The sequence below is a fragment of the uncultured Clostridium sp. genome (assembly GCF_910588715.1).
GTDB lineage: Bacteria > Bacillota > Clostridia > Clostridiales > Clostridiaceae > Clostridium.
Genome location: NZ_CAJURG010000007.1, coordinates 1 through 24,532, shown reverse-complemented (window position 1 = coordinate 24,532; position 24,532 = coordinate 1). Strand labels below are relative to the sequence as shown.

The window sequence follows — 24,532 nt, the reverse complement described above, 5'->3', positions numbered from 1 at the left end:
AATGGAGGTATTTAATATGGGTAAAAAAATACCAATGCTTAAGATGGAGGGAGTATCAAAAATATTTCCTGGAGTTAAGGCGTTAGATAATGTACACATAACAGCTTATGGAGGAGAAGTTACAGCTTTAATGGGTGAAAATGGAGCTGGTAAATCGACTCTAATGAAAATTTTAAGTGGAGTTTATAAAAAAGATGAAGGAAAAATATTCATAGATGGTCAAGAAGCTAAAATAAAAGGAATAAAGTCGGCAGAAGAATACGGTGTTACAATAATTCATCAAGAAATGAGCGTTATTAATAATTTAACAGTTGCAGAAAATATATTCTTAGGAAATGAGAAGTTTAATAAATTTACAGGAAGAATTAACAAAAAATTATTAGTAGAGAGAAGTAAGCTTTTCTTAGAGCAAATAGGATGTAATATAGATCCTAATAGGTTGGTAAGTAGTATTAATGTTGGTGAAAAGCAAATGGTTGAAATTGCAAAAGCATTGACTAAAAATGCAAGAGTAATAATAATGGACGAGCCAACTACTGCGTTAACTGAAGTAGAAACAAAAAGCTTATTTAAAGTTATAGAAAACTTGAAAAAAAAGGGTATTGCTATAATTTATATATCTCATAGAATGGAAGAAATATTTGAAATTTGTGATAGAGTTGAAGTTTTAAGAGATGGTAAATATGTTGGAGATGCAGTAATAAAAGATATTGATAATGATAAATTAATTTCGATGATGGTTGGAAGAACTATAGAAGATCAATTTCCTTATAGAGAAACTAAAAAAGGAAATAAAATACTTGAAGTTTCAAATATAACTTCAAAAGTTGGTATTAATGATGCAAGCTTTAACGTAAGAGAAGGAGAAGTATTAGGAGTTGCAGGGCTCATGGGATCAGGGAGAACAGAGCTTGCAAAAGTAATATTTGGTGAATATAAAAAGGAGAAAGGAATAGTTAAATTAAAGGGAAAAGAAATAGATATTAAAAATATTCAAGAAGCTATAAATAATGGTATTTGTTATTTATCAGAAGATAGAAAAAAGGAAGGCTGTGTTCTTGGATTATCAGTAGCTGATAATATGGTATTATCAAATCTTAAAAAATATGAAAATTCATTTAAATTTATTAATAAGGAAAAAGCTAATGAAGAGGTGGATTATTATATTAAAAAGATAAATATAAAAACTCCAAATAGAAATCAATTAATAAAAAATCTTAGTGGAGGAAATCAACAAAAAGTAATACTAGCTAAATGGCTTATGTTATCACCAGAGGTTCTTATAATAGATGAACCAACAAGAGGGATAGATGTAGGTGCTAAAAAGGAAATATATGAATTATTAAATGAACTTAAAGCAGCAGGTAAGGCAATAATAATGATATCATCAGATTTACCTGAAGTTTTAGGTATTAGTGACAGAATTATTGTTATGAGTGAAGGGAAAATATCAGGTGAGTTAAGTAGAAAAGAAGCTTCACAAGAAGCTATTATGAAATTAGCAGTAGGAATGAATTAATAAATAGGAGGATTTTGAAATGAATAATAAATTTAAGGAAAATTTAGATAAATATAAATCTCTTATAGGACTAGCTTTATTATGTGTAATAATAACTTTTGTATCACCAGCATTTATGACTTTGTCAAATATAACTAATGTGTTTACTCAAGTTTCAACTAATGCAATAATTGCTGTTGGTATGACTTTTGTTATTTTAACTGGTGGTATAGATTTATCTGTAGGATCAACAGTTGCTATAAGTGGTGCATTTGCAGCATCTATAATAAAATCAACTAACAATGTGTTTTTAGCTATTATAGTAGCAGGAATAGTTGGTATAGTAATAGGTTTAATTAATGGTCTTTTAATATCAAAGGGAAAATTACAGGCATTTATCGCAACACTTGCAACAATGACAATATTTAGAGGAGTAACATTAGTATTTACAAATGGTACACCTATATCTAAGTTATCAGAAAGCTTTGTAAACATAGGTAATGGAAAATTAGGTTTCATTCCAATTCCTGTTGTTATTACTGTAATCGTTTTTATAATAGCTGTGTATGTTTTAACACAAACAAGATTTGGAAGATATTTATATGCTTTAGGTGGAAATGAGGATTCAGCAAGATTATCAGGTATAAATACAAATAAAATAAAAACATTAGTATATGTTATTTCAGGATTTGCATCTTCAATTGCTGGGGTTATTATAGCTAGTAGAATAGGATCTGCTTCACCAAATGCAGGAACAGGCTTTGAATTAGATGCAATTGCAGCTGTTGTTATTGGAGGAACATCATTAGCTGGTGGTGAAGGAAGAATAACAGGAACTTTAATAGGTGCTCTTATTATAGGAGTATTAAATAATGGTTTAAATTTAATGAATGTATCACCTTTTTATCAATCAATCGTAAAAGGATTAGTTATTTTAATAGCAGTATTATTAGATAAAAAAAGTAGAAAAAAAGCATAGGCTTATAGATTAAGGAGGAGATTCCATGAAAAGTATAAAAAGGGTATTAGCTTTAGGTCTAGTAACTATTATGTCAATGGGTTCATTTATTGGATGTTCAAAGGCTGAAAATGATAAGAAAATAGGTATAGTATTATCAACTTTAAATAATCCTTTCTTTGTAAGTATGAAAAATGGAGCTGAAAAAGAAGCAGAAAAATTAGGGTATGAGTTAATAGTTTTAGACTCACAAGATGATCCTGTTAAGGAGAGATCTAATGTTGAAGATTTAATACAATTAGGAGTTGTGGCATTATTAATAAATCCAACAGATAGTGATGCTGTTATTAAGGCTGTGGAAATTGCAAATGAAAGTAATGTTCCTGTAATAACTTTAGATAGACAATCTAATGGGGGAGAGGTAACAAGTCATATAGCTTCAGATAATATTAAAGGTGGTGCTATGGCTGCTGAATTTGCTTTAGAAGAACTAGGTAGTACAGAAAATTTCAATGTAGTAGAACTTCAAGGTATTCCAGGTGCTTCAGCTACAAGAGATAGAGGAGCAGGATTTCATAATATTTTAGATGAAAAATCAAATGTAAAGTTTATATCAAGTCAAGCAGCTGATTTTGATAGACAAAAGGGTCTTTCAGTTATGGAAAATATAATACAGGGGAATAAAGATATACAAGTAGTATTTGCCCATAATGATGAAATGGCATTAGGTGCAGCTAAGGCTATAAAATCTAGTAATATAAATGCAATAGTTATAGGTTTTGATGGTGGAGATGATGCATTAGATGCTATTGAAAGAGGTGAAATGAAGGCGACTGTAGCGCAACAACCGGATTTAATTGGAGCACTTGGAGTACAGCTTGCTGAAAAGATATACAATGGAGAAAGTGTTGATAAAGAAATTGCAGCTGATTTAAAAATTGTAAGTAAATAAATATATTAGTTAAATTAAAGTGATACATTTATTAATATAGAAAAGATAAGATACTAGAATTTTAAACAGATATAATACTTCATTTTTTATTTCATAGTATGCGGAAGTTATTTAAATAGTGTAATATATAGCATATAAGAAATATAGTGAACAACTAGATTTTCAAATAAAATTAAACTTTGGTTAGAAAATTAGTTAATGAGGTGCAAATTATGGGTAAAACAACCTTATTAGATATTGCAAATGATGTAGGATTATCTAAAACAACAGTATCTATGGTATTAAATAAAAAAGATATAAATGTATCAGAGGAAACAAGAAATAAAATATTTGAGGCAGCAAAGAGGTTAAATTATATACCTAATTCACTAGCTAGAAGCCTTAGCACTAAGAAAAGTTACACTATTGGTTTTATAATTCCAGATATAGAAAATCCATTTTTTTCGGAGATAGCAAAAGCTATTGAAACAGAAGCTGAGAAATATGGTTATAGCATGATACTTTGTAATACTTTTAATAGTGGAAGTAAGGAAGAAGAATATGTAAAACTGCTTATAAGTAAACTTATAGATGGGGTAATAATTGCATCAAGTGGAGAGAAAAATAAATCAACAGAGTTATTAAAAAGTAATGAAATTCCATTTGTAATTTTAGATAGGCAGGTTGATAAACAAGATAATATTAATGGAGTATTTTGTGATAATAGAAGTGGAATAGAGCTTGGTATAAAGTATCTAATTAAAAAAGGATATAAACATATAGCGTTTGTTGGTGGAAACAATAAAGGGATATTAGAAAATTCTAGATTAAAATATTTTTGCGAAATAGCAAGAGAAAATAATATATTCAATGAAAGGCTTATATTAGAGGAGCAGTTTTCTTTAGAGGGAGGAATAAGAGCAACAGAAAAATTAATAAAAGAAAATAAATTAATTGATTCAATATTTTATAGTAGTGATGTTATGGCTATAGGTGGTATGAAATATTTGCTTAGAAAAGGATATTCTATACCTGATGATATAGGAATATTAGGATATGACAATATAGGAATTTGTTCTTTTATTGAGCCAGAATTAACTACAATAGCTCAACCTATATATATTATGGGAGAAGAAGCTTGTAAATTATTAATGAGTGAAATAAATAATAAAAATAAATCTAAAAAGATAATAAATTTAAGTCCGTATTTATTAGAGAGAAAAACAATAAAATAGATTGGTTGGTGGGTAAAATGAATAAGGAAATTTTAATTTCTAAATCAAGGAATGTGAGAAGAAATATTATAGAAATGGTTTATGAATCAAAATCAGGTCATCCTGGTGGTTCATTATCCTGTGCAGATATAATTACGTACCTTTATTATGAGAAGATGAATGTAGATGAAAATAATCCTAAGGATGAAAAAAGAGATAGATTTGTGCTAAGTAAGGGTCATGCAGCACCAGCTCTTTATGCTGTTCTTGCAGAAAAGGAATATTTTCCTAAGGATAAATTAAAGAACTTAAGAAAAATTGGATCAATGCTTCAAGGTCATCCTGATGCTAAAAAAATACCAGGTATTGATGTTTCAACAGGTTCGTTAGGACAAGGTGTATCAAATGCTGTTGGAATAGCTTTAGGTCTTAAATATAAGGGAAATAAAGCAAAAGTATATACTATTTTAGGTGATGGTGAACTTCAAGAGGGATTAGTATGGGAAGCAGCTATGTTAGCCTCTCATTATAAATTAGATAATCTAGTAGTTATCATAGATAATAATGGTCTTCAAATTGATGGAGCTAATGGAGATGTAATGGGAATAAATCCATTAGATGAAAAGTTTAAAAGCTTTGGATTTAACGTAGTTACTTGTAATGGTCATGATTTTGATGAAATACATGAAGCTATGAATATAATAGATGAAGTTAAAGGTAAGCCAAGTGTAATAATTGCAAAGACTGTGAAGGGTAAAGGTGTAAGCTTTATGGAAAATAAAGTAGAATGGCATGGACAAGCACCTAATAAAGAACAAAAAGAAAAAGCATTAATGGATATAAATAAATAGGGGGAAGGAAAAATGGGAAAAGCAACGAGAGAATCATATGGAATGGCGTTAGTTGAGCTAGGAAGAGAAAATAAAAATGTTGTTGTATTAGATGCGGATCTTTCTAAATCAACAAAAACTATAGACTTTAAAAAAGAGTTTTCTGAAAGGTTTTTTAATGTTGGAATAGCAGAACAAAATTTAATGGGAGTTGCAGCAGGAATGGCTAATGTAGGATGTATTCCATTTGCTAGTACATTTGCAGTTTTTGCAACAGGAAGAGCTTTTGAAATAATTAGAAATTCAATATGTTATCCAAAAGTTAATGTAAAAATAGCAGCAACTCATGCTGGTATAACTGTAGGAGAGGATGGTGGATCTCACCAATCAGTTGAAGATATAGCTTTAATGAATTCACTTCCAAATATGACCGTCATAGTGCCAGCAGATCATAGAGAAGCTATGCAAGCTACAAAGGCAGCTGTAGAAATTAATGGGCCAGTTTATTTAAGGTTTGGTAGATGTAATACTGAAGATATATTTGATGACGATTACAAATTTGAAATTGGAAAAGGAACTGAAATTAAGTCAGGAAATGATGCCACTATAATAGCAACAGGTATGATGGTTCAAAAGGCTATAGAAGCATCAAAGAAATTAGATTTAGAAGGTATTAGCGTAAGGGTTATTAATATGTCTACAATTAAACCTATAGATAAAGGTATAATAGTAAAGGCAGCAAAAGAAACTAAAGGAATAGTAACAGCAGAAGAACATTCAGTTATAGGAGGGCTTGGTGCAATGGTTTCACAGGTAGTATGTAGTGAATGCCCAACTAAGGTTAAGATGGTAGGAATTCAAGATACATTTGGTGAGTCAGGATCTCCTGATGAACTTATGAAAAAGTACGAATTAACTTCAACAAAAATAATTGAAGAGGTAAAAAAGATAATTAAATAAATATTTTTAAAAGGGGTGTTTACAAACATATATTACTTTTTTGTAAACACCTTTTTAGAATTATATAAATTATTTTATAATAGAAATAGTATTTTTAAGTAATTAAAAAGTAAAATGCATATAATAAATATGTTTAAATATGTTGCAGTAATGGTAAAAAATTAATATACTAATTTTATGCTACAATAAATAAAAAACGAAGGAGGAGATTATATTATGAAGAACAAATTATCTAAAGAAGCATATGGTGGCGTACATGGAAAAGATTATGTTCCATATATAACAGATAAGTCTAAAAAAGGTGCTAATGTTGCTGTAATGTTAATTGGAATAGTATTAGCTATCATCTTTGCAGCATCAACAGCTTATTCTGGTATGAAATCAGGACTTACAGTAGCAGCAGGAATACCAGGTGCAATAATTGGATCAATGTTTATAGGAATATTTGCAAAGAACAAAGGCATACTTGGAAAAAATATAACACAAGGAATGTCTAGTGGTGGAGAATCAATAGCAAGTGGTTTAATATATGTTTTACCTGCTATTATATTAATAGGAAGTGACTTTACTTTCTTAGAGGGTATGAGCGTAGGAATAGGTGGAGCACTATTTGGAATAGGAGCTTTATCATTAGTATATAACTACTTAATAATTGAAGAACATGGAAAACTAATGTATCCAGAATCAATGGCAATATCTGAAACATTAGTAGCATCAGAAGGTGGCGGAGATGCTATTAAATTTATGGGTATAGGTTTTGGTATAAGTGGTATTATTAATGTTTTAACAGGTTCATTTTTAAATGTAATTAATAATACGGTTACATATGTGGGAAGTAAGTTTTATAAATGGAAATTCTCTATAGAAGTAAATCCACTTTTATTAGGTATAGGATTTATAGTTGGATTAGAAGTTTCTGTAACTATGCTTGCAGGTTCAATATTATCTAACTTTGGTATTGCACCATTAATAGGTTATTTTACAGATATGGCACAAGGTAATGCTAGTGCATGGAATGATACAACAGTTCTTATAAGTCAAATGGATGTAAATGCTATAACAGGAAGCTATGTTAAGTATATAGGTGCTGGTATGATGCTTTGTGGTGGTATAATAGGAGCACTTAAGCTTATACCAACTATAGTTGTTTCTATAAAAGAAACATTAAAAGCAAAATCATCTAAAGATGGAAATGGAGAAAAATCTTCAGGTGAAATGATATTTGTTTTAGCTGGTGTTATAATAGCATTTGTGGCAGGATTCTTTATTTCACAAAGTATTTTAATGGCAATAGTATCTGCAGTTGTTTCATTAATATTATCATTATTATTTGTAATAGTTGCTGGACGTTTAACTGGTACAATAGGAACATCTAATCTTCCTGTTTCAGGAATGACAATTGCTTCATTAGTAATATTAACTTTAGTATTTGTAATAATGGGTTGGACAGGTCAAGCTGATAATAAATCATTGCTTTTATTTGCAGCATTTATGGTTGTAGCAATATCAGTAGCTGGTGGATATAGCCAATCTCAAAAAGTAACTTATATTATAGGTGGAAGCAAAAAAGAAATGCAAAATTATTTTGCAATAGCAAGTATTGTAGGTGTTGTTGTTACTGTAGGAACAATATTAGTACTTTCTAGCCAATTAAAAATTACTGGAGCAGATGCACCATTTGCACTTCCACAAGCAAACTTAATGTCTACATTAACTTCTGGTATAATGTCAGGTAATTTACCATGGCCAATGATTATAGTTGGTGTTGTTATGGCGTTATTTTTATTCTTATTAGATTTACCAATAATGACAATTGCAATAGGTTTCTATTTACCTATAGCTACAACTACAATTATTTTAGTTGGAGCATTAATACGTGTATTTATTGAAAAAATGAGCAAGGATGAAGAAGATAAAGAAGTTAAAGTTGCCAATGGAATAAGTCTTTCTTCAGGGCTTGTTGCAGGTGGTTCTATTATAGGATTAATAGGAATTATACTTCAAGTAACAGGGCTAATAAAACCAAGAGTTCCAAGTGGATTTGCTGCTAGCAACATGATGGGAATTTTATTATTAGTAGTTTTAGTTATAGCTACAACTCTTCCAATTATGATGTCAAAGGTGAAGAAGCATGACAAATAACGAAGAAATTTTAAATTTGAAATTTAAAATTTGTGATAATCTTGAATATAAGATTAATGACAACGGAATAGTTACAATTTTAGAAAAGCAAGATCATAAAATTCAGAAATTTTTTAGAAAATTAAAATTTAAAATTCCTTTATATAAAGAAATAGCTTTTGATGAAATCAGTAGTGCTGTATTTATGCAAATTGATGGAATTAAAACTGTTAAAGAAATAGGTGAAAATTTAGAAGAGAGATTTGGAGAAAAGGTAAATCCTCTGTATGAGAGATTGCTAATTTTCTTAAATCATATTGATATAAATTGTAACTATATTGAAAAGGTTAATTAAAAATAGAGCTACTATTATAGTAGCTCTATTTTAGTTATTTAATTCTATTAACAGTTTTTAATATATTTTCAAGCTTTTCTGTATATGTAATTCTTTCATTACATTCTTCACTATTTAAACATATGTGAAATCCTAATGATTTATAATCATCTTCGCTTCTTGGCTTGCAAATAGGTGAAACAAAGGCAACTTCATTTTCAGAGCCAATATGATTACAAAGAGTACATACATTGGCCCCTTTAGGACTATTTAATGTTAGTCTACAAGCCATTCCTAAAAGTTTATCATCTACATTATAGACAATAAGAAGTTTATTTGTGGCTTCATCAATCCATCCTAAGTATACAAGCTTTGAATCTTCAATATCTAAATTAGGAAGTTTAAGCTTCTTTTCTTTTTTAAATACTTTAGTAAGTTCATTTTTTGTTACATTAGACATTCCATAAACATATTTATCTAAATCTTTTAAGTATGAATCAATTTGCAATGGTTCATTTATTTTGCTTATATCTAATATTTCTTTTTCTTCGTCCGATAAATTATTAAAGAAATTTAAAATTTTATCTTGTGTAATAAGCTTTGTAGTTTCAACAATATTACTATCTACACAATTTCTAAAAGCATTATTTAAATCAAATAAACACTTTTTTATATAATTAAACTCTTGCTTTTTTATAAAAGCATTCATAATAACACCTCATTTATATCAGATCTAATTAATTTACAACAGTAAAAGAATAACATGCTTAAAAGCAAGTATTCAATCTAATAAATGTTTCTGTATTGATTATGAGCAAATTTGTTTTTCTATATTTATAATTCTTCTTATACTTTTTTCTGATAAAAAGTATTCTTTAGTTAATTCATATATAGAAGTTCCTTGAATATATTTTTTATATATTTCATTATTTCTTATTTTAAGACTATTTTTTATTCCGCTTTTTTCACCCCAAGATTTATGATTTTCAAATTTTCTTGGAATATAAATATATTCTCCGTCTATATATTCTTGAATAATTTCAATTATTTCATTTGGTAACACATCTATTGCTCTAGTATATTTCATTTTCTTACCCCTTAACTTTAAAAAATTAAAATTTAAAGCAAAGAATACTTAAAAAGCTATGTGTTACAGAACCTAAAAAATCAGCTAATTTAATAACTGCTTAGGCTCCAAACAAAGCATAGCTGATGAGTGTAGTCTTTGCATGGAGCAAGCAAGTTTAAACATGAATTTAGGATATATATTCAAAGAAACCACCTCCTATTAAATAGTTATAAAAATATTATATTCAATATGATTTAATAAGTAAAATTTTTAGTTTTGGAATTTTTTATAACCAGATGGATATGAAGATGAATAGTATAAAAATAAGAGGATTAAAATAGAAAGTTTGAAGGGGGGTAATGTATGGTAAATGTAATGATTATTTGTGGCTTAGTGTTACTTATGTGTGTAACTTCTACTAAAATATTATACAGGTTTGGTGTGCCAATTCTTTTAGTATTTATAGTATTTGGAATGTTATTTGGACCAGATGGACTTGTTGGAATAGAATTTAATGATTATCAGTTAGCTAGTAAAATAAGTACTGTTGCATTGATATTTATAATGTTTTATGGAGGGTTCGGAACAAATTGGGAGATGGCAAGACCAGTAGCAATACAATCAGTTTTTTTATCAACATTAGGAGTTATTTTTACTGCTGGATTAACAGGCTTATTTTGTTTTTTTGTTTTTAAAACAACATTATTAGAAGGATTACTTATAGGTTCGATTGTTGGATCTACTGATGCAGCATCAGTATTTGCAATATTAAGATCACAAAAGTTGAACTTAAGGGGATCAATTGCCTCTATGTTAGAGCTAGAAAGTGGTAGTAATGATCCATGTGCATATATGCTTACAGTAATAATATTAGGGTTAATGTCTGGTAATGGATATAGTAATATACTTCCAATGGTGTTAAAGCAAGTTATAGTTGGAGTAGTTATTTCGGTAGTATTAGCCAAATTATCAGTTTTTTTATTAAGACATGCTAAATTTGAAATAGAAGGCTTTTATCCAATTTTTATAACAGCTATAGCAGTATTGTCCTATTCATTAAGTGAATATTTTTCAGGAAATGGATATTTAAGTGTTTATATTACAGGTATTATAATAGGAAATTCTAAAATACCACATAAAAAGAGTATATTTCAGTTTTTTGATGGAATATCATGGATTATGCAAATTATGTTATTCTTCTTACTTGGATTGATAGCCTTTCCATCTAAGATACCATCAGTAATGATTAAGGGAATATCAATTTCGATATTTATGATTTTTGTTGCAAGACCAGTTGCGATATTTAGTATTTTATATTGGTTTAAGGTACCTTTAAAAGAAAAAGTTTTTATATCATGGGTAGGAATAAGGGGAGCTGCATCAATAGTTTTTGCAATATTTGCGGGAACATATGGAGTTACAATAAATAATGATATTTTTCATATAATATTTTTTATTGCATTATTTTCAGTAGCTGTACAAGGAACAATTATTCCAAGAATGGCTAAAAGGTTAGATTTGATAGATAATGAGGAGTCTGTTTTAAGGACTTTTAATGATTATAAGGAAGATAAGAGTACAAGGCTTATAGAATTTACAATTGATGAACATAATGCTATTGCTAATAAAACAATAATGGATGCAAATATACCTGAGGATATTCTTGTGGTAATGATAAAAAGAGATGGAGATGTATTTGTTCCAAATGGTTCTACAGAAATTTTACCTAAGGATATATTAGTTTTATCAGGAAATAAACTTAAACATTTTAATGAATATAAGGAGGAAAAAAGCACTACATTAACTGAATTTTCTATTGAAACAAAAAGTAGTTTAATTAATAAACCTATAAAAGATGCTAATATTCCAGATGATGTTTTAATAGTTATGATAAAAAGAGAAGGAGAAGTAATAGTTCCTAATGGTAACACTGTTATTCTTCCAGAAGATATATTAGTTGTAACCTCCAATAATATGGATGAAATAGAAAATTTGTTAAGTATATAGTTGATTAAAATATAAAAATTTAAGGATTTGTATTATATTAAAAGTATTTAATATAATACAAATCCTTTTATTATATAAATTTTGTTATAGTATTAATTAAAGTATAGCTTATATTATTAAAAGTACAATTGATAAATATAAATAATAAAATATTAGAGTTTATTATTTAAAATTAAATGTAATTTATATTTTATTCGAAGGGTCTAACTCTTAAGGTTATTCCTAAATCATCACAGATTTTTTGGCTTGCTTTAATATTTTCTTCACCAATACAATCAACTACTGTAAATACAACATTAGGAATATAAACTTTGCAGGATATAGCAAATTTTTTCATTGCATCATAAGACGAGATTCCAAATTTACTTTTAGTTATTTCATAAAATTCTTCAGCATTTGCTGCATTAAGGCTTATTGAAACAGTATCAATTAGCCCATTTAATAAAGGGGCAACATTTTTTTTATTAATTAAATCTCCAAGCCCATTAGTGTTTATTCTTATTTTTGTATTAGAATTTATACTTTTTAGATATTTAGCTATTTCAATTATTGCATCTAATCTTTCTGTTGGTTCTCCAAAACCACAGAAAATAATTTCATCATAAAGATTTATATTTATAGATTCAAATTCATTTATTACTTCTTGTACAGTTGGTTCTTTTTCTAACCATAGACTATTTGATTCTAGCATTTTTTTAGTTTGTCTTAAACAGAAAGTACATGAACATGGACAACGATTAGTTAAATTTACATAGATATTTTTCTTTAGTCCTTTATATTCCATTTCTTCAATTGTTATATTTTTTAAGCTTATAAAATTACCATTATTAATAGTGTATAAAATAACCATATTACCCCATCCTTTTATATTATTTTAATTCAGTTAAAAATTCTTCAAAACAAACACCATAGCTACTAGGTAAGTTTAAATCATTAGTAAACTTTAATGCTTTACTAATAAAGTCTGATGCTTTTTTTATTGAATCTGAAAAATCTTCACCTTTAACAAGACTAGCAGATACAATAGAAGAAAAAACATCTCCAGTTCCAGCACGGTCTTCCCCTATTTTTTCAACCTTTATAATTTTAAATGTTTTATTACTTTCAAAAACAAAGTTTTCTATTGCACCTTGTCTTTGAAGTCCAGTAATTACTATTTTGCTTGGCCCCTTAAGAGATAATTTTTCACATAATAAATATAATTCTTCATGTGATGGAGTATCATTAGGGTAGGAAATGTCTAGTAATCTACAAAACTCAGTAAGGTTAGGTGTTAGTACATCAGCATACTTAATTAAGTTTTGCATTTCTTTGCACATTTCATCTGTATAAGTAGAATAAAGCTTTCCATAGTCACCCATAACAGGATCTATTAAAACTAAATTGTTAGATGTTTTGAATTTTTCTAAAAACTCTATTACTATCTTAATTTGCTCTTTAGAACCTAAAAAGCCTGTAGATATTCCATCAAAGCTTAAATTAAGAATTTCCCAATTGTTTATATATTCTTTCATTTTAGTTGTATAATCTTCAAAAAAGAAATTATTAAATCCAGTATGATTTGAAAGTATGGCTGTTGGTATAAAACAACATTGAACTTTAAGTGCTGAAATAATAGGTAATGAAACTGCTATGGAACATCTACCAAAACCTGTTACATCATTTATAAGAGCTATTTTTTTTTGATTAAATTCCATTATTATTTTCACATCCTTATAAATATTAATTATAAAAGAAGAATTTGGGAAAATCAATTTTGTAATATTTGTAACGATACAATATTTAAATTAGAGAAGTTTTAAATTTACTTTATTTTTACAAGAAGTAGTTAGTATTATTTAAGTATATAATTAAAAGTATGATATTTTATAATCATTTAAAAAATAATTAAATATTTTAAATAAAATTTTATTCAATTATGTAGAATTTAATAAAATAGCATATAATTATATTTATAATTTGAATACAAATGAGGTGTAGATATGAATGATTTTATGGAAAAAGCGAAATTAATAAAAGAGGATATTGTAGGTTATAGAAGAGATATTCATGAAAATCCCGAAGTTGGAGCAGAATTACCTAAAACAAAAGCATATGTAATGAATAAATTAAGAGAGTTTGGATATGAACCAAAAGAAATATGTGAAAGTGGTATAGTTGCTATAATTAAGGGAAGCAAACCAGGAAAAACATTTTTACTTAGAGCCGATATGGATGCACTTCCAATTGAAGAATCTACTGAATGTAGTTTTAAATCTAATAATGGTTGTATGCATGCATGTGGGCATGATATGCATACAGCAATGCTTTTAGGTGCTGCAAGATTACTTAAGGAGAATCAAGATAAGATAGAAGGAACTGTTAAATTAGTATTTCAACCAGATGAAGAAGGATTTACTGGAGCAAAAAAAATGTTAAAAGCAGGAGTTCTTAAAGATCCTAAAGTTGATGCTGCAATGGCAATGCATGTATTTTCTGGGGCGCCATCAAATTCTGTATTATGTGGTTTAGGTACAACTATAGCAGGATGTAATAGATTTAGAATAATTGTAAATGGAGTTGGATGTCATGGGGCAATGCCAGACCTTGGAGTAGATCCAATCAATATAGCAGCTCACATATATATATCATTACAAGAAATAATATCAAGAGAAATATCAGCTACAAAACCAGCTGTAGTAACTATAGGAAAATTTGTTGGAGGAGAAGCAGCAAATATAATACCAGGAGAAGTTATTATGGAAGGTACAATAAGAAGTTTAGATAAAGAAGTTGGAGAATTTATATTTAACAGAATAAAGGATATAGTTGAACATACTGCTAAGATGTTTAGAGGAGAATCTAAATTAGTAGAGTTATCATCAGTACCACCATTAAGTAATGACAATGATTTAGCTAAAGAAATAACATCTTACGTAGAGGATATAGTAGGGAAAAAAGCTGTTAACTTATTTGAAGGAGGTGGAATGGGTTCAGAGGATTTTGCTAGTTATTCCTATGAGGTACCAAGTATTTATCTGATGTTAGGAGCTGGTACAAAACAGGAAAATTCATTATATGGTGAACCAATGCATAATGAAAAGGTAGTATTTAATGAAGATATATTAGTTACAGGAGCAGCAATTCATACATATTGTGCTATCATGTGGTTAAAAAATAATAAATAATTAAAGCAAATGTTTAACCCTCATATTGATTATAATATGAGGGCATTTTACTATTTTAATTATTATTTTATATTTTGTTAAACAAAACATTAATTTTTAATAGTTTGCTTAAGTTTTGAAATAACATTTGTTAACTTAGTTCTTGGCTTAGACTTATAGTAGTTAGGGTTTGTAATAACATCAATAGATATAGGGGATTTTCTTTTACCAGCTAATCTATCATTTATATTTTTTAAATAAATTTCTATAAATGTAAGGCTCGGATTAAGTTTAGATAACTTTTTAAAATATTTTTTTGCATTAATTAAATCATCTGTATAATAAAAGCTAATTGCATACTTAGTTAAAAAATCCTCATTATCAAGCAACATGCTACCTGCAGTAGTATTAACACTTTTATTTAAATAATAAAGAGCTTCTTTATAGTTTTCTGTTTTAGTTAACAATAATGCTAAGCTACATATAGAGTAGTAATCATCAGTTTTAAAGGAAAGAGCAAGTTTAAAGTTTTTAATTGCCATTTCATAATTGTTATTATTTGAATAATATTGACCGAATAATTTATATAACTCAAAATCTTCTTTATATAAATTTAATGCTTTATTTAAGTAGTATATTGAATCATTAGATCCAGAATAAACTAAATCATATGCAATTGAACGAAGGTCTATATATTCTTCTAATACAGATATGCTGATATTTTTTAAAGAATTATAGCTTAAGGTTTCATTAAATGATAATTTATCAATTAAATAATCAATTTTTAAGTTAGGGTAAATTGATATTAATTCTTCATATCTAGAAATCCAATCAAACTTATTATTTAGAAAAATAAAAATATTTTTAGGAATATTTTTATTATTAGTTACAAATTCGATTACATTTTGTTCTAGTAAATAAAATAATGTTTCGTTTGAAGCTATAGGTAAAGTAAATAATTCTTCCCAGCTTTTGTCTTCTATTCTAAGTGAAAAGTTATCATATATTTCTTTTAATTTATCCATAAATGGTTCTATATATGGATTAAGATACTTTTTGTAGATTGGAATAGTTAACGGAAGCGATAATGAATTATTAGAAAGTTTATTATTAATAATATTTAATTCTGCTTTAATTGAAATATCCCAAGGTCTTAACTTAATTATTAGTGTATATAAATCTTTAGCTTTTTGTAAATCGTATGAGTGATGATAGCAATGAGCTAAATCAATTATACGTTCTAAATCTAATGTATTTTTTAATTTTTTTAAATATTTTTCAAGATAATAAATGGCAGTTGAATATTGATTATTTTTTGCTAGTAAATGCCCAAAATATGAAAGACAAAACATATCATTAGGTTCAATATTAATTGCTTCTCTAAAATAGTTTAATGCCATAAGATTATCATTTTTATTAAGGTAATAAGTTCCCAATAGTTTTAATAAATCTAAATCCTTTGTATATATAGAATAGGCATCAAATAAATAACTTTTATCAGTTTCTTTATTGGTAGATGTTAAAGATAAATATGCTTTTTCTCTAAGTGAAAGATATTCATCTAAATGTTCTTCTTTAATTTCAGATAAATAATTATAGCTTAAAGGCAAGGGATTATTTATTTCATTTATTATAAACTCTATTATTTCAGATGAAATAATAGCTTTTAACTCATCTTTTCTATTTGTCCAATTAAATCTAGAATTTATTAAGTTATAAATAGTTGAAGGAAGATATTTATGAGTATAAATATAATTTATAAATTCTACTTCAAGCTTTTGATTAATAGAAGGATTATTTAAAATAGGCAATGCTAATAAGTTAACCCAGGAATCCTTTGAAAATCTTGCAGTAGGATTATTATATATATCATTTGTTTCATTAATAAATTTATCTATTGAGTCTATTTCTGAATCATTTATAGAGGAATTTATTAATGCAGATAAAATATCAAAACTAGGATTATTTAATAAACCTATATTTAAATCTCCAATAGATGCAGTAGCTAAAGATATAGCTTTATTATATGCAAGCTTTAATTCTTCAGCATATTTATTATTTTCGGATAAAGAATTACTTAATTCAATATAAGCTTTCTTAATTTTATCAATATTTCTAGTTGGTGTTATTCTTAAAACTGCCCAGCAACTCATAAGGTTAAAATACCCTCCTATTCATCAAAATTTTATGTAATAACTCTTTATATATAAAAAAATAGAAGAAATATAAAAAGTATTGTATAATACATATTCTACATCTATAAGAAAATAATGTAAAAACTTTTAATAACAAATATTATTACAATATTTTTAAAAATTTGTGGGGAAAAATGTAAAAAATCACAGAAAATAATAAAAAGTTAGATAAAAAAGAAAAAGATAACATTTAATACAAAATATTAGGAGGAAAATATGTCAAAAAAGGTACAAATATTAAATGAAAGATAGTATAATACTTAGGGGAATATTTATAAAATAGGAGATAAATAATGAAAAGGGTACAGAAGAGGATATGTGTTTTGATAGGTATTCTAATAATTGCCTATATCACATTGAGTGGAAGAAGTGTTTTTGCAGAAGAATATAAAAAGCAAAAGTGGAAAGTTCTATTTATTAGTACATATAATTCAAACTTCATGTCTTTTAATGAGCAAGTAGATGGAATAAAATCTGGATTTGAAGATAATATTGAATTAAGAGTTGAATATATGGACGTGAATGGATATTTTAATAAAGAGAGTGAAAAAAAGTTTTATAACTTATTAAAATCTAGCTTTGAAAATTATCAAGATTATGATGCTGTAATAGCTGGAGATGATGAAGCGTTAGAATTTTGTTTAAAATATAGGAATGATATATTTGATAATGTTCCAATATCGTTTTTGGGAGTTCAAAAAGAAAGTGTGCTAAAGAATGCATTTAATTATGAAGATGTTTCAGGAGTACGGGAAGTTGAATCGGTAGAAGCAAATTTAGATCTTATAAAGAAGTTTCATCCACAAATAAAAAATATTGTTTTTTTAAATGATAAAGGTGAGCATTTTTATGATGATATTATAAGTGACAATACAACTTTAAATTTTAAATCAATAATTACAGAAGATTTAAGTATATACGAGTTTAAAAGAGTATTAAATAATTTAAAAGATGATACTGCTATAATTTCACTTTATCCTAGCAATTTTAAAAATGGAGAATGGTTAAAGTATTTAGATATAAATAAATTAATTGCAGAAATAAATCCTAAAATTCCGATATATAATGTATTAAAGTATGCTATAGGAAACGGCAGTGTTGGAGGGAAGGTAATTAATCATTTTAATCAGGGAAAAAGAGCAGGGCAGATAGCTTTAGGTTTATTAGAAGGAAAAGATCCTAAAGATTTATATATAGGAACTGATGAAGCCAATGAATATGTATTTGATTATAATACAGTAAAAAAATTTAAAATAGGAATGAAAAATTTACCTGAAAATTCTAAGGTGATTAATAATCCAATTGATATAATTAAGCAATATAAAAATGCATTTATAGGTTTAGGTATTATTTTTATGACGTTAATACTTTTAATATTATCTTTGATTAAATATATACATTATAAAAGAATATATGAAAAAGAAATATTAACTGCAATGAAAAAAGTTGAAGAGGATAATAAAATTAAGGCAAATTTTATATCAAATATTAGTCATGAACTTAAAACACCTATAAATGTAATATTATGCGCTATACAATTAGTGGAAAGCAATTGTTGTGGAAATTCTAAAAATAGAAATACTATGAATATAATAAAAGATAATTGTTATAGATTAATTAGACTAATGAATAATATGATAGACATAGAAAAGGCTGAATTAAATGACTTAAAATTAAGTTTAGAAAATACTAATGTAGTTAATTTAGTAGAAGAATTAGTGATGTCTGTAATACCATATGCAGAAAAGAAAAATTTAAACTTAGTTTTTGATACAGATGAAGAAGAGATAATGATGAATCTTGATATTAGCAAAATTGAAAGAGTTATTTTAAATTTATTATCAAATGCAATTAAGTTTTCAAAAGAAAATGGAGATATTTATGTAACAATAAATTCTCAAAATGAAGAATTAGAAATAATTGTTGAAGATAATGGAATAGGAATATCGGAAGAAAATAAAAGAACTATATTTGAAAAATTTACGCAAGTTGATACTAGTTTAAATAGAAAAAATGAAGGTAGTGGTACAGGTTTATCACTTGCTAATGCACTAGTAAAACTGCATAATGGTGAAATTACAGTTCAATCTGAAATTAATAAAGGAACAAAATTTATAGTTAAGTTACCTAAAGAAATAAATATAGATAAAAATAGTGATTTAATAGATTACAAAAAAGAAAATTATTATGATATAAATGTCATTGATAAAGTAATAAATACAGAGCATAAAACAAGGGCTGAATTATCAGATATATACATGTAGAAGTTAAAGGATGATAATGATTATATGAATTTAAACATTAATAAAATAAAAGCTATAATATTTGATATGGACGGTGTAATATTTGATACTGAAATGGTGTACTTAAAAGTATGGTCAAAAGTTTTTGAAAAGTATGGATATAAAATGACCAAAGAAATATATACATCAGTATTAGGTACTGGGCGTGAAAATGTAAAAAAAGTATTTGTTAATAATTATGGAAGTAATTTGCCTATAGATGATATGTATAAAGAAAAGGATGAAAATTTAGCAAAAGAAATAGAAAAGGGAGTTGCTTTAAAAGCAGGAGCATATGAAATTTTAAAGTATTTAAAAGAAAATGACTTTAAAATCGCCTTAGCAACTTCTGCTATTTCAAAAAGAGCATTTAAGCAATTAAAGCAATCAAATATTTATAGGTTTTTTGATGCAGTAGTATGTAGAGATGAGGTTGAAAAAACAAAGCCAAATCCAGATATATTTTTAAAAGCAGCAGATAAATTGAATGTAAATAAAAGTGAGTGTATTGTAATTGAAGATTCAAGTGCAGGAATAAAAGCAGCATTTAATGCAGGAATGATTCCTATTCATGTTATAGATTTAAAAGATGCTGATAGCGATATTTTAGAAATGGCTTATAAAAGTTTTAATAACTTAAATGATGTAAAAAATGAGTTAATTAGTCTTAAAAATATATAAAGGAAGTTATATTAAGAGTTCTTTATATATTATCAATGAAAATTTTATACTATAGAAGGGAAATATACTCATACTTAATTAAAAAATTTCAATATGAGTATATTTCCTTTTTTATTTTATATTTTTAAGGGCAAAAAATTTATAAATCATCTACATCTTGCTATTCGCCATATCTAACAGTACCTTCTGAACTAAAACTATCATTAGGATCTTTTTCTATAAAATAACCATCATTAGGTTCTTTTGATTTTTTTGCACAATTAGTACAAGATTCCATTTGTACATTTGATAAATCAGATATTTTTTTCATTTTACCCATTTCAAACACTTCCTTATAAAATTTATTTAAAATTAGTATGAGTAAAAATAATAAAAAATATAAAGAATAAAAAAAACAATTTAAATTAAATTTTTGTATATAATAATTATGGAAGTTTAAATCATTATAAAAAAGAGAGGAAGTTATGAAAAAAACATTATATGATTATAAAGAAGCAATTAAAGAGTTACCATTAAAAAGTAAATATACAAAAGAAGATTTATTAATAGATAAATTTTTAATAGATAAAGAAAATAAAATAGAAATATACTATGCTCCTCATAATGAATATTTAAATCCTAAAGCTAAGGTATTTATTATTGGAATAACACCTGGGTTTCAACAAATGAGTGTTGCTATAAAAACTGCAAAAAAAGAATTAGAAAAAAGTAATGATATTGAAGAAATACAGTATAGGTGTAAAGTTGAAGCTAGATTTAGTGGAAGTTTAAGAAAAAATATTATTTCTATGTTAGATAAAATAGAGCTTAATAATGCACTAAATTTAAAAAGTTGTAGTCAATTATTTGATGAAGATGATTATTTATTACATACTATATCATTAATACCATATCCTGTTTTTATTAATGGAGAAAACTATACAGGACACACTCCAAAGTTAGTCAAAAATGATTTTTTAATGGAGTATGTATATGATAATTTTATAAATGAATTAAAAAGTTTAGATGAATCAGAAAAAATATTATTAATTCCGTTAGGAAGAGCGGTTGAAGAGGTTTTATTAAAGCTAGAGGAAAAGGGTATCATAAAAGAAGAGCAAATTCTTATGGGATTTCCACACCCCTCTGGTGCAAATGTTAATAGAATAACTCAATTTGAAAATAATAAAGAAAGTATGATTAAATTTATAAAAAGCTATTTTAATTAGCAATATAAAAATAAACTGATCCCTGCATAAAAAAGTAGAGATCAGTTTATTTTTAAATGTTATTTTTAACATGAATTATTTGTCCATTTTTAATATAAGCTCTAGGAACTCTATTTTTTAATAAACAAAGAACTTCATAATTTATACTATTCATACATTTAGCAAGATCATCAGCATTAAACTTAAAATCATCACTTTCTCCAAGTAATATTACTTCATCTCCAGCTTTAACATCATCTATGTCAGTAACATCAATCATAAATTGATCCATGCAGATATTACCCACTATAGGTGCAAGCTGATTATTTACAATAACTTTAGCTTCATGTTTTAAGGTTCTAATATATCCATCAGCATATCCGATAGGAATAGTGGCAATTTTACTTTTTCTAGATGTTTTAAATGTTCTATTGTAACTAATATACATACCACTTTCTAATTCTTTAACATGAGCAATTCTAGCTTTTAATGTTAAAGCAGGTTTAATTGATAAGTTTTCCTTTTTAACTTCATTTGAGGGATAATAACCATAAAGAATAATACCAGCTCGTACAGCATCTAAGTAGGTATTTGGCAAATCAATAATTGCAGCACTATTAGATGCATGCTTTAAAGGAATATTAATTCCTTTAGTTTCAAGCTTCTTGATAAAATCATAAATTTGATTAAATTGATATTGAGTATATTCTTTATTTTCTTCATCAGAACTAGAAAAATGAGTAAATATTCCAATAACATCTAAGCCATCTAAATTACAAATTTCACAAATAGCTTCAAAGCTTTCATCAGTAGGCAAAAATCCTATTCTACCCATTCCAGTATCTAGGGCTATATGAACCTTTGCCTTTTTATTAAGATTTTTTGCTATATTAGATAATTCTTTTGCATAGTCTAAGTCATAAATTGTTTGTTCTATATCATAATTAATTAAATCTTCACCTAAATATAAGGGTGTATATCCAAGTATCATTATAGGAGCTGTAATATCGTTTTTTCTAAGTTCTATAGCTTCAGTAAGCATTGCAACAGCTAATCTTGAAGCTCCATTTTCTAAAAGGCAAGGAGCTACATCTAAAGCACCATGACCATATGAATCAGCTTTTACCACAGCTATAACTTCTTTATCGTCAGTTAAGTTTTTTATATTTCTCATATTATTTGCAAGTATATCTAAGTCTATTTCAGCCCATACGGGTCTCATTATCTTCTCCATAATTACACCTCAATTTTTATCTCTTACTATTATTGTAATAAAAATATTTAAAAATGATAAGTACCACTATTAATATAAATTTTAACAGTAGTGGTACTATGATATTTTTACGTATTTAATTTGGTAGTATTGTATTAGTTTTTAGATTGAATTAAATAAATAGTAGTATATAATAAAAACATAAATTATAAACTTAATCAAAAAGGATGAATCTTATGACAATAAAATACAAAAAGCCAGAATTATTAGCTCCAGCTGGGAGTTTAGAAAAATTGAAAATTGCTTTTCAATATGGAGCAGATGCAGTTTATTTTGGAGGGGAAGCATTTTCTTTAAGAGCAGCAGCCCAAAACTTTTCCTTTGAAGAAATAAAAGAAGGAGCAGAACTTGCTCATAGTTTAGGAAAAAAGATATATTGTACAGTAAACGTAATGCCAAGAAATGAAGGAATAGAAAAATTGCCAGAATTTCTAAAAGGTCTTGAAGAGGCTAAAGTAGATGCAGTTTTAGTATCAGATCTTGGAGTATTTAGAACAGTTCAAAAACATACAAATTTACCAATACATATTAGTACACAAGCTAATACTGTAAATTATGAAGGCTGTAATATGTGGCATGATTTAGGTGCAGAACGTGTAGTTTTAGCTAGAGAGTGTTCACTAAAGGAAATAAGAGAAATTAGAAAACATATACCAGAGGAGTTAGAGCTAGAAGTCTTTGTTCATGGAGCAATGTGTATGTCATATTCAGGAAGATGTTTACTTTCAAGCTATATGACAGGAAGAGATTCAAATAGAGGCGCTTGTGCGCAAAGTTGTAGATGGAAGTATTCTTTAGTGGAAGAAAAAAGACCAAATCAGTATTTCCCAATAGAAGAAGATCAACATGGCACATATATAATGAATTCAAAAGATTTATGTATGATAGAATACTTACCAGAGCTTTTAGAGTCTGGAATTTCATCTTTAAAAATTGAAGGTAGAAATAAAAGTGAATATTATGTTGCTATAGTTGTTAATGCTTATAGAAAAGCAATAGATTTGTATTATGAAAATCCGGAAGGGTATAAGTTACCTAAGGTTTTAAGAGATGAAATGTATAAGGTAAGCCATAGAGAATACAATACCGGTTTTTTCTTTAATGAACCTAAGAGTGATGCAATAATTTATCATACAAATGACCATGTTAGAGAATATGATGTAGTTGCTATTGTTCATGAATATGATGAGAAAAGTCAAATTGCATTATGCAAACAAAGAAATAAATTTGTAAAAGGAGATAGGGTTGAAATATTAACTCCTGGTGAGTTTTGTGAAAGCTTTATTGTAGAAGAGCTTTATAGTGAAGAGGGTGAAGCTATAGAAGGATGTCCACACCCAGGAATGATGTGTAAAGTTAAAGTTCCATTTAAGCTTGAAAAAAATTCATTTTTAAGAAAAGAACTTATTAAATAAAGCTTTATTGATTTTTAATATTAAGAAAGATAAAAATTAAAATATAGATAAGCTACCACAGTTTTAAAATAATATGTGGTAGCTTTTGCTTTTATAATAAAACTTATCCAGGTGTATCAATAGTGGAATAATAGAGAAAAACATAAATAATTAAAGAAATATAAATATAAATTGAAATAAATCAATAAAAACGAGGATTAAGATAAAAAATAAATGGTAAGATAAGTTTCGTTGTCAGCAAGACAATAAATATTAAAAAGTCACTGACAGAGATTCTTAAATTCAAATTTCGATTAAATAAAACAAATTTTTAAAAAATATGTTGACAGTAATCGAGAGGAATGATAAGATAAGGAAGTCGCTTCGGTGCGACAGAGAAATGGTCTTTGAAAATTGAACAGAATATAGTTAAAGTAAACCAGCAATTCTTT

General features: G+C 26.9%; 21 protein-coding genes. 14 read left to right on the top strand and 7 right to left on the bottom strand.

Going from position 1 to position 24,532, the window contains the following annotated elements:
- The first annotated feature begins 16 nt into the window (after positions 1–16).
- The 8 genes from QZ321_RS09815 (at position 17) to QZ321_RS09780 (ending at position 8,867) form a co-directional block, all read left to right on the top strand.
- A complete protein-coding gene (locus tag QZ321_RS09815; protein ID WP_291749070.1) occupies positions 17–1,519 on the top strand; it encodes a sugar ABC transporter ATP-binding protein in 1,503 nt (500 codons plus the stop codon).
- Between the two features lie 19 nt (positions 1,520–1,538).
- A complete protein-coding gene (locus QZ321_RS09810) occupies positions 1,539–2,477 on the top strand; it encodes a ribose ABC transporter permease (RefSeq protein WP_291749073.1) in 939 nt (312 codons plus the stop codon).
- Positions 2,478–2,502: 25 nt separating this feature from the next.
- On the top strand, positions 2,503–3,408 hold the full coding sequence (gene rbsB / locus QZ321_RS09805) for a ribose ABC transporter substrate-binding protein RbsB (protein WP_291749075.1): 906 nt from the start codon (positions 2,503–2,505) through the stop codon (positions 3,406–3,408).
- Positions 3,409–3,620: 212 nt separating this feature from the next.
- A complete protein-coding gene (locus QZ321_RS09800; RefSeq protein ID WP_291749077.1) occupies positions 3,621–4,622 on the top strand; it encodes a LacI family DNA-binding transcriptional regulator in 1,002 nt (333 codons plus the stop codon).
- A gap of 17 nt (positions 4,623–4,639) precedes the next feature.
- Positions 4,640–5,452 carry a transketolase gene (locus QZ321_RS09795; protein ID WP_291749080.1) on the top strand — a complete coding sequence of 271 codons (813 nt, stop codon included), beginning with the start codon at positions 4,640–4,642 and terminating at the stop codon, positions 5,450–5,452.
- A gap of 12 nt (positions 5,453–5,464) precedes the next feature.
- A complete protein-coding gene (locus tag QZ321_RS09790) occupies positions 5,465–6,391 on the top strand; it encodes a transketolase family protein (protein WP_291739641.1) in 927 nt (308 codons plus the stop codon).
- Positions 6,392–6,607: 216 nt separating this feature from the next.
- Positions 6,608–8,533 (top strand): oligopeptide transporter, OPT family, encoded by a 1,926-nt coding sequence (locus tag QZ321_RS09785; protein ID WP_291749083.1) that lies wholly within the window; start codon positions 6,608–6,610, stop codon positions 8,531–8,533.
- Entirely contained in the window at positions 8,523–8,867 is a 345-nt protein-coding gene (locus QZ321_RS09780) for a PqqD family peptide modification chaperone (protein ID WP_291749085.1), read from the top strand. The genes QZ321_RS09785 and QZ321_RS09780 overlap by 11 nt, the downstream gene beginning before the upstream one ends.
- Before the next feature lie 34 nt (positions 8,868–8,901).
- On the opposite strand, the gene QZ321_RS09775 is transcribed toward QZ321_RS09780, so the two are convergent.
- Complete coding sequence (locus QZ321_RS09775) at positions 8,902–9,555, bottom strand: FusB/FusC family EF-G-binding protein (RefSeq protein ID WP_291749089.1); 654 nt, start codon at positions 9,553–9,555, stop codon at positions 8,902–8,904.
- A gap of 99 nt (positions 9,556–9,654) precedes the next feature.
- Positions 9,655–9,933: a CD3324 family protein gene (locus QZ321_RS09770; protein WP_291739648.1), complete on the bottom strand. Its 279-nt coding sequence runs from the start codon at positions 9,931–9,933 to the stop codon at positions 9,655–9,657.
- 345 nt (positions 9,934–10,278) lie between these two features.
- Between QZ321_RS09770 and QZ321_RS09765 the strand changes: the two genes are divergently transcribed.
- Positions 10,279–11,922, top strand: a complete 1,644-nt coding sequence (locus QZ321_RS09765) for a potassium/proton antiporter (RefSeq protein WP_291749092.1) — start codon at positions 10,279–10,281, stop codon at positions 11,920–11,922.
- A gap of 190 nt (positions 11,923–12,112) precedes the next feature.
- Here QZ321_RS09765 and QZ321_RS09760 read toward each other — a convergent pair whose 3' ends face one another.
- Positions 12,113–12,772, bottom strand: a complete 660-nt coding sequence (locus QZ321_RS09760; protein WP_294196712.1) for a TIGR04100 family radical SAM protein — start codon at positions 12,770–12,772, stop codon at positions 12,113–12,115.
- 19 nt (positions 12,773–12,791) lie between these two features.
- Positions 12,792–13,619 carry a pyridoxamine kinase gene (locus QZ321_RS09755; protein WP_366512950.1) on the bottom strand — a complete coding sequence of 276 codons (828 nt, stop codon included), beginning with the start codon at positions 13,617–13,619 and terminating at the stop codon, positions 12,792–12,794.
- 285 nt (positions 13,620–13,904) lie between these two features.
- Here QZ321_RS09755 and QZ321_RS09750 point away from each other — a divergent pair, with 285 nt between their 5' ends.
- Entirely contained in the window at positions 13,905–15,089 is a 1,185-nt protein-coding gene (locus QZ321_RS09750; RefSeq protein ID WP_291749097.1) for a M20 family metallopeptidase, read from the top strand.
- 89 nt (positions 15,090–15,178) lie between these two features.
- Here the strand turns inward: QZ321_RS09750 and QZ321_RS09745 are convergent, their stop codons facing one another.
- Positions 15,179–17,221, bottom strand: coding sequence for a hypothetical protein (locus QZ321_RS09745; RefSeq protein WP_291749099.1), 2,043 nt, complete (start codon positions 17,219–17,221; stop codon positions 15,179–15,181).
- 335 nt (positions 17,222–17,556) lie between these two features.
- Here QZ321_RS09745 and QZ321_RS09740 point away from each other — a divergent pair, with 335 nt between their 5' ends.
- Together QZ321_RS09740 and QZ321_RS09735 are read left to right on the top strand one after the other, a co-directional pair.
- Positions 17,557–19,527, top strand: a complete 1,971-nt coding sequence (locus QZ321_RS09740) for an ABC transporter substrate binding protein (RefSeq protein ID WP_291749101.1) — start codon at positions 17,557–17,559, stop codon at positions 19,525–19,527.
- A gap of 24 nt (positions 19,528–19,551) precedes the next feature.
- A complete protein-coding gene (locus QZ321_RS09735; RefSeq protein WP_291749103.1) occupies positions 19,552–20,226 on the top strand; it encodes an HAD family phosphatase in 675 nt (224 codons plus the stop codon).
- A 160-nt stretch (positions 20,227–20,386) separates the two neighbouring features.
- Here the strand turns inward: QZ321_RS09735 and QZ321_RS09730 are convergent, their stop codons facing one another.
- Positions 20,387–20,545: a hypothetical protein gene (locus QZ321_RS09730; RefSeq protein WP_291749105.1), complete on the bottom strand. Its 159-nt coding sequence runs from the start codon at positions 20,543–20,545 to the stop codon at positions 20,387–20,389.
- A 145-nt stretch (positions 20,546–20,690) separates the two neighbouring features.
- Between QZ321_RS09730 and QZ321_RS09725 the strand changes: the two genes are divergently transcribed.
- Positions 20,691–21,434 (top strand): hypothetical protein, encoded by a 744-nt coding sequence (locus QZ321_RS09725; protein WP_291749107.1) that lies wholly within the window; start codon positions 20,691–20,693, stop codon positions 21,432–21,434.
- A gap of 52 nt (positions 21,435–21,486) precedes the next feature.
- Here QZ321_RS09725 and alr read toward each other — a convergent pair whose 3' ends face one another.
- A complete protein-coding gene (gene alr, locus QZ321_RS09720; RefSeq protein ID WP_291749110.1) occupies positions 21,487–22,647 on the bottom strand; it encodes an alanine racemase in 1,161 nt (386 codons plus the stop codon).
- Positions 22,648–22,862: 215 nt separating this feature from the next.
- Here alr and QZ321_RS09715 point away from each other — a divergent pair, with 215 nt between their 5' ends.
- A complete protein-coding gene (locus QZ321_RS09715; RefSeq protein ID WP_291749112.1) occupies positions 22,863–24,101 on the top strand; it encodes a U32 family peptidase in 1,239 nt (412 codons plus the stop codon).
- The last annotated feature ends 431 nt before the right edge of the window (positions 24,102–24,532 follow it).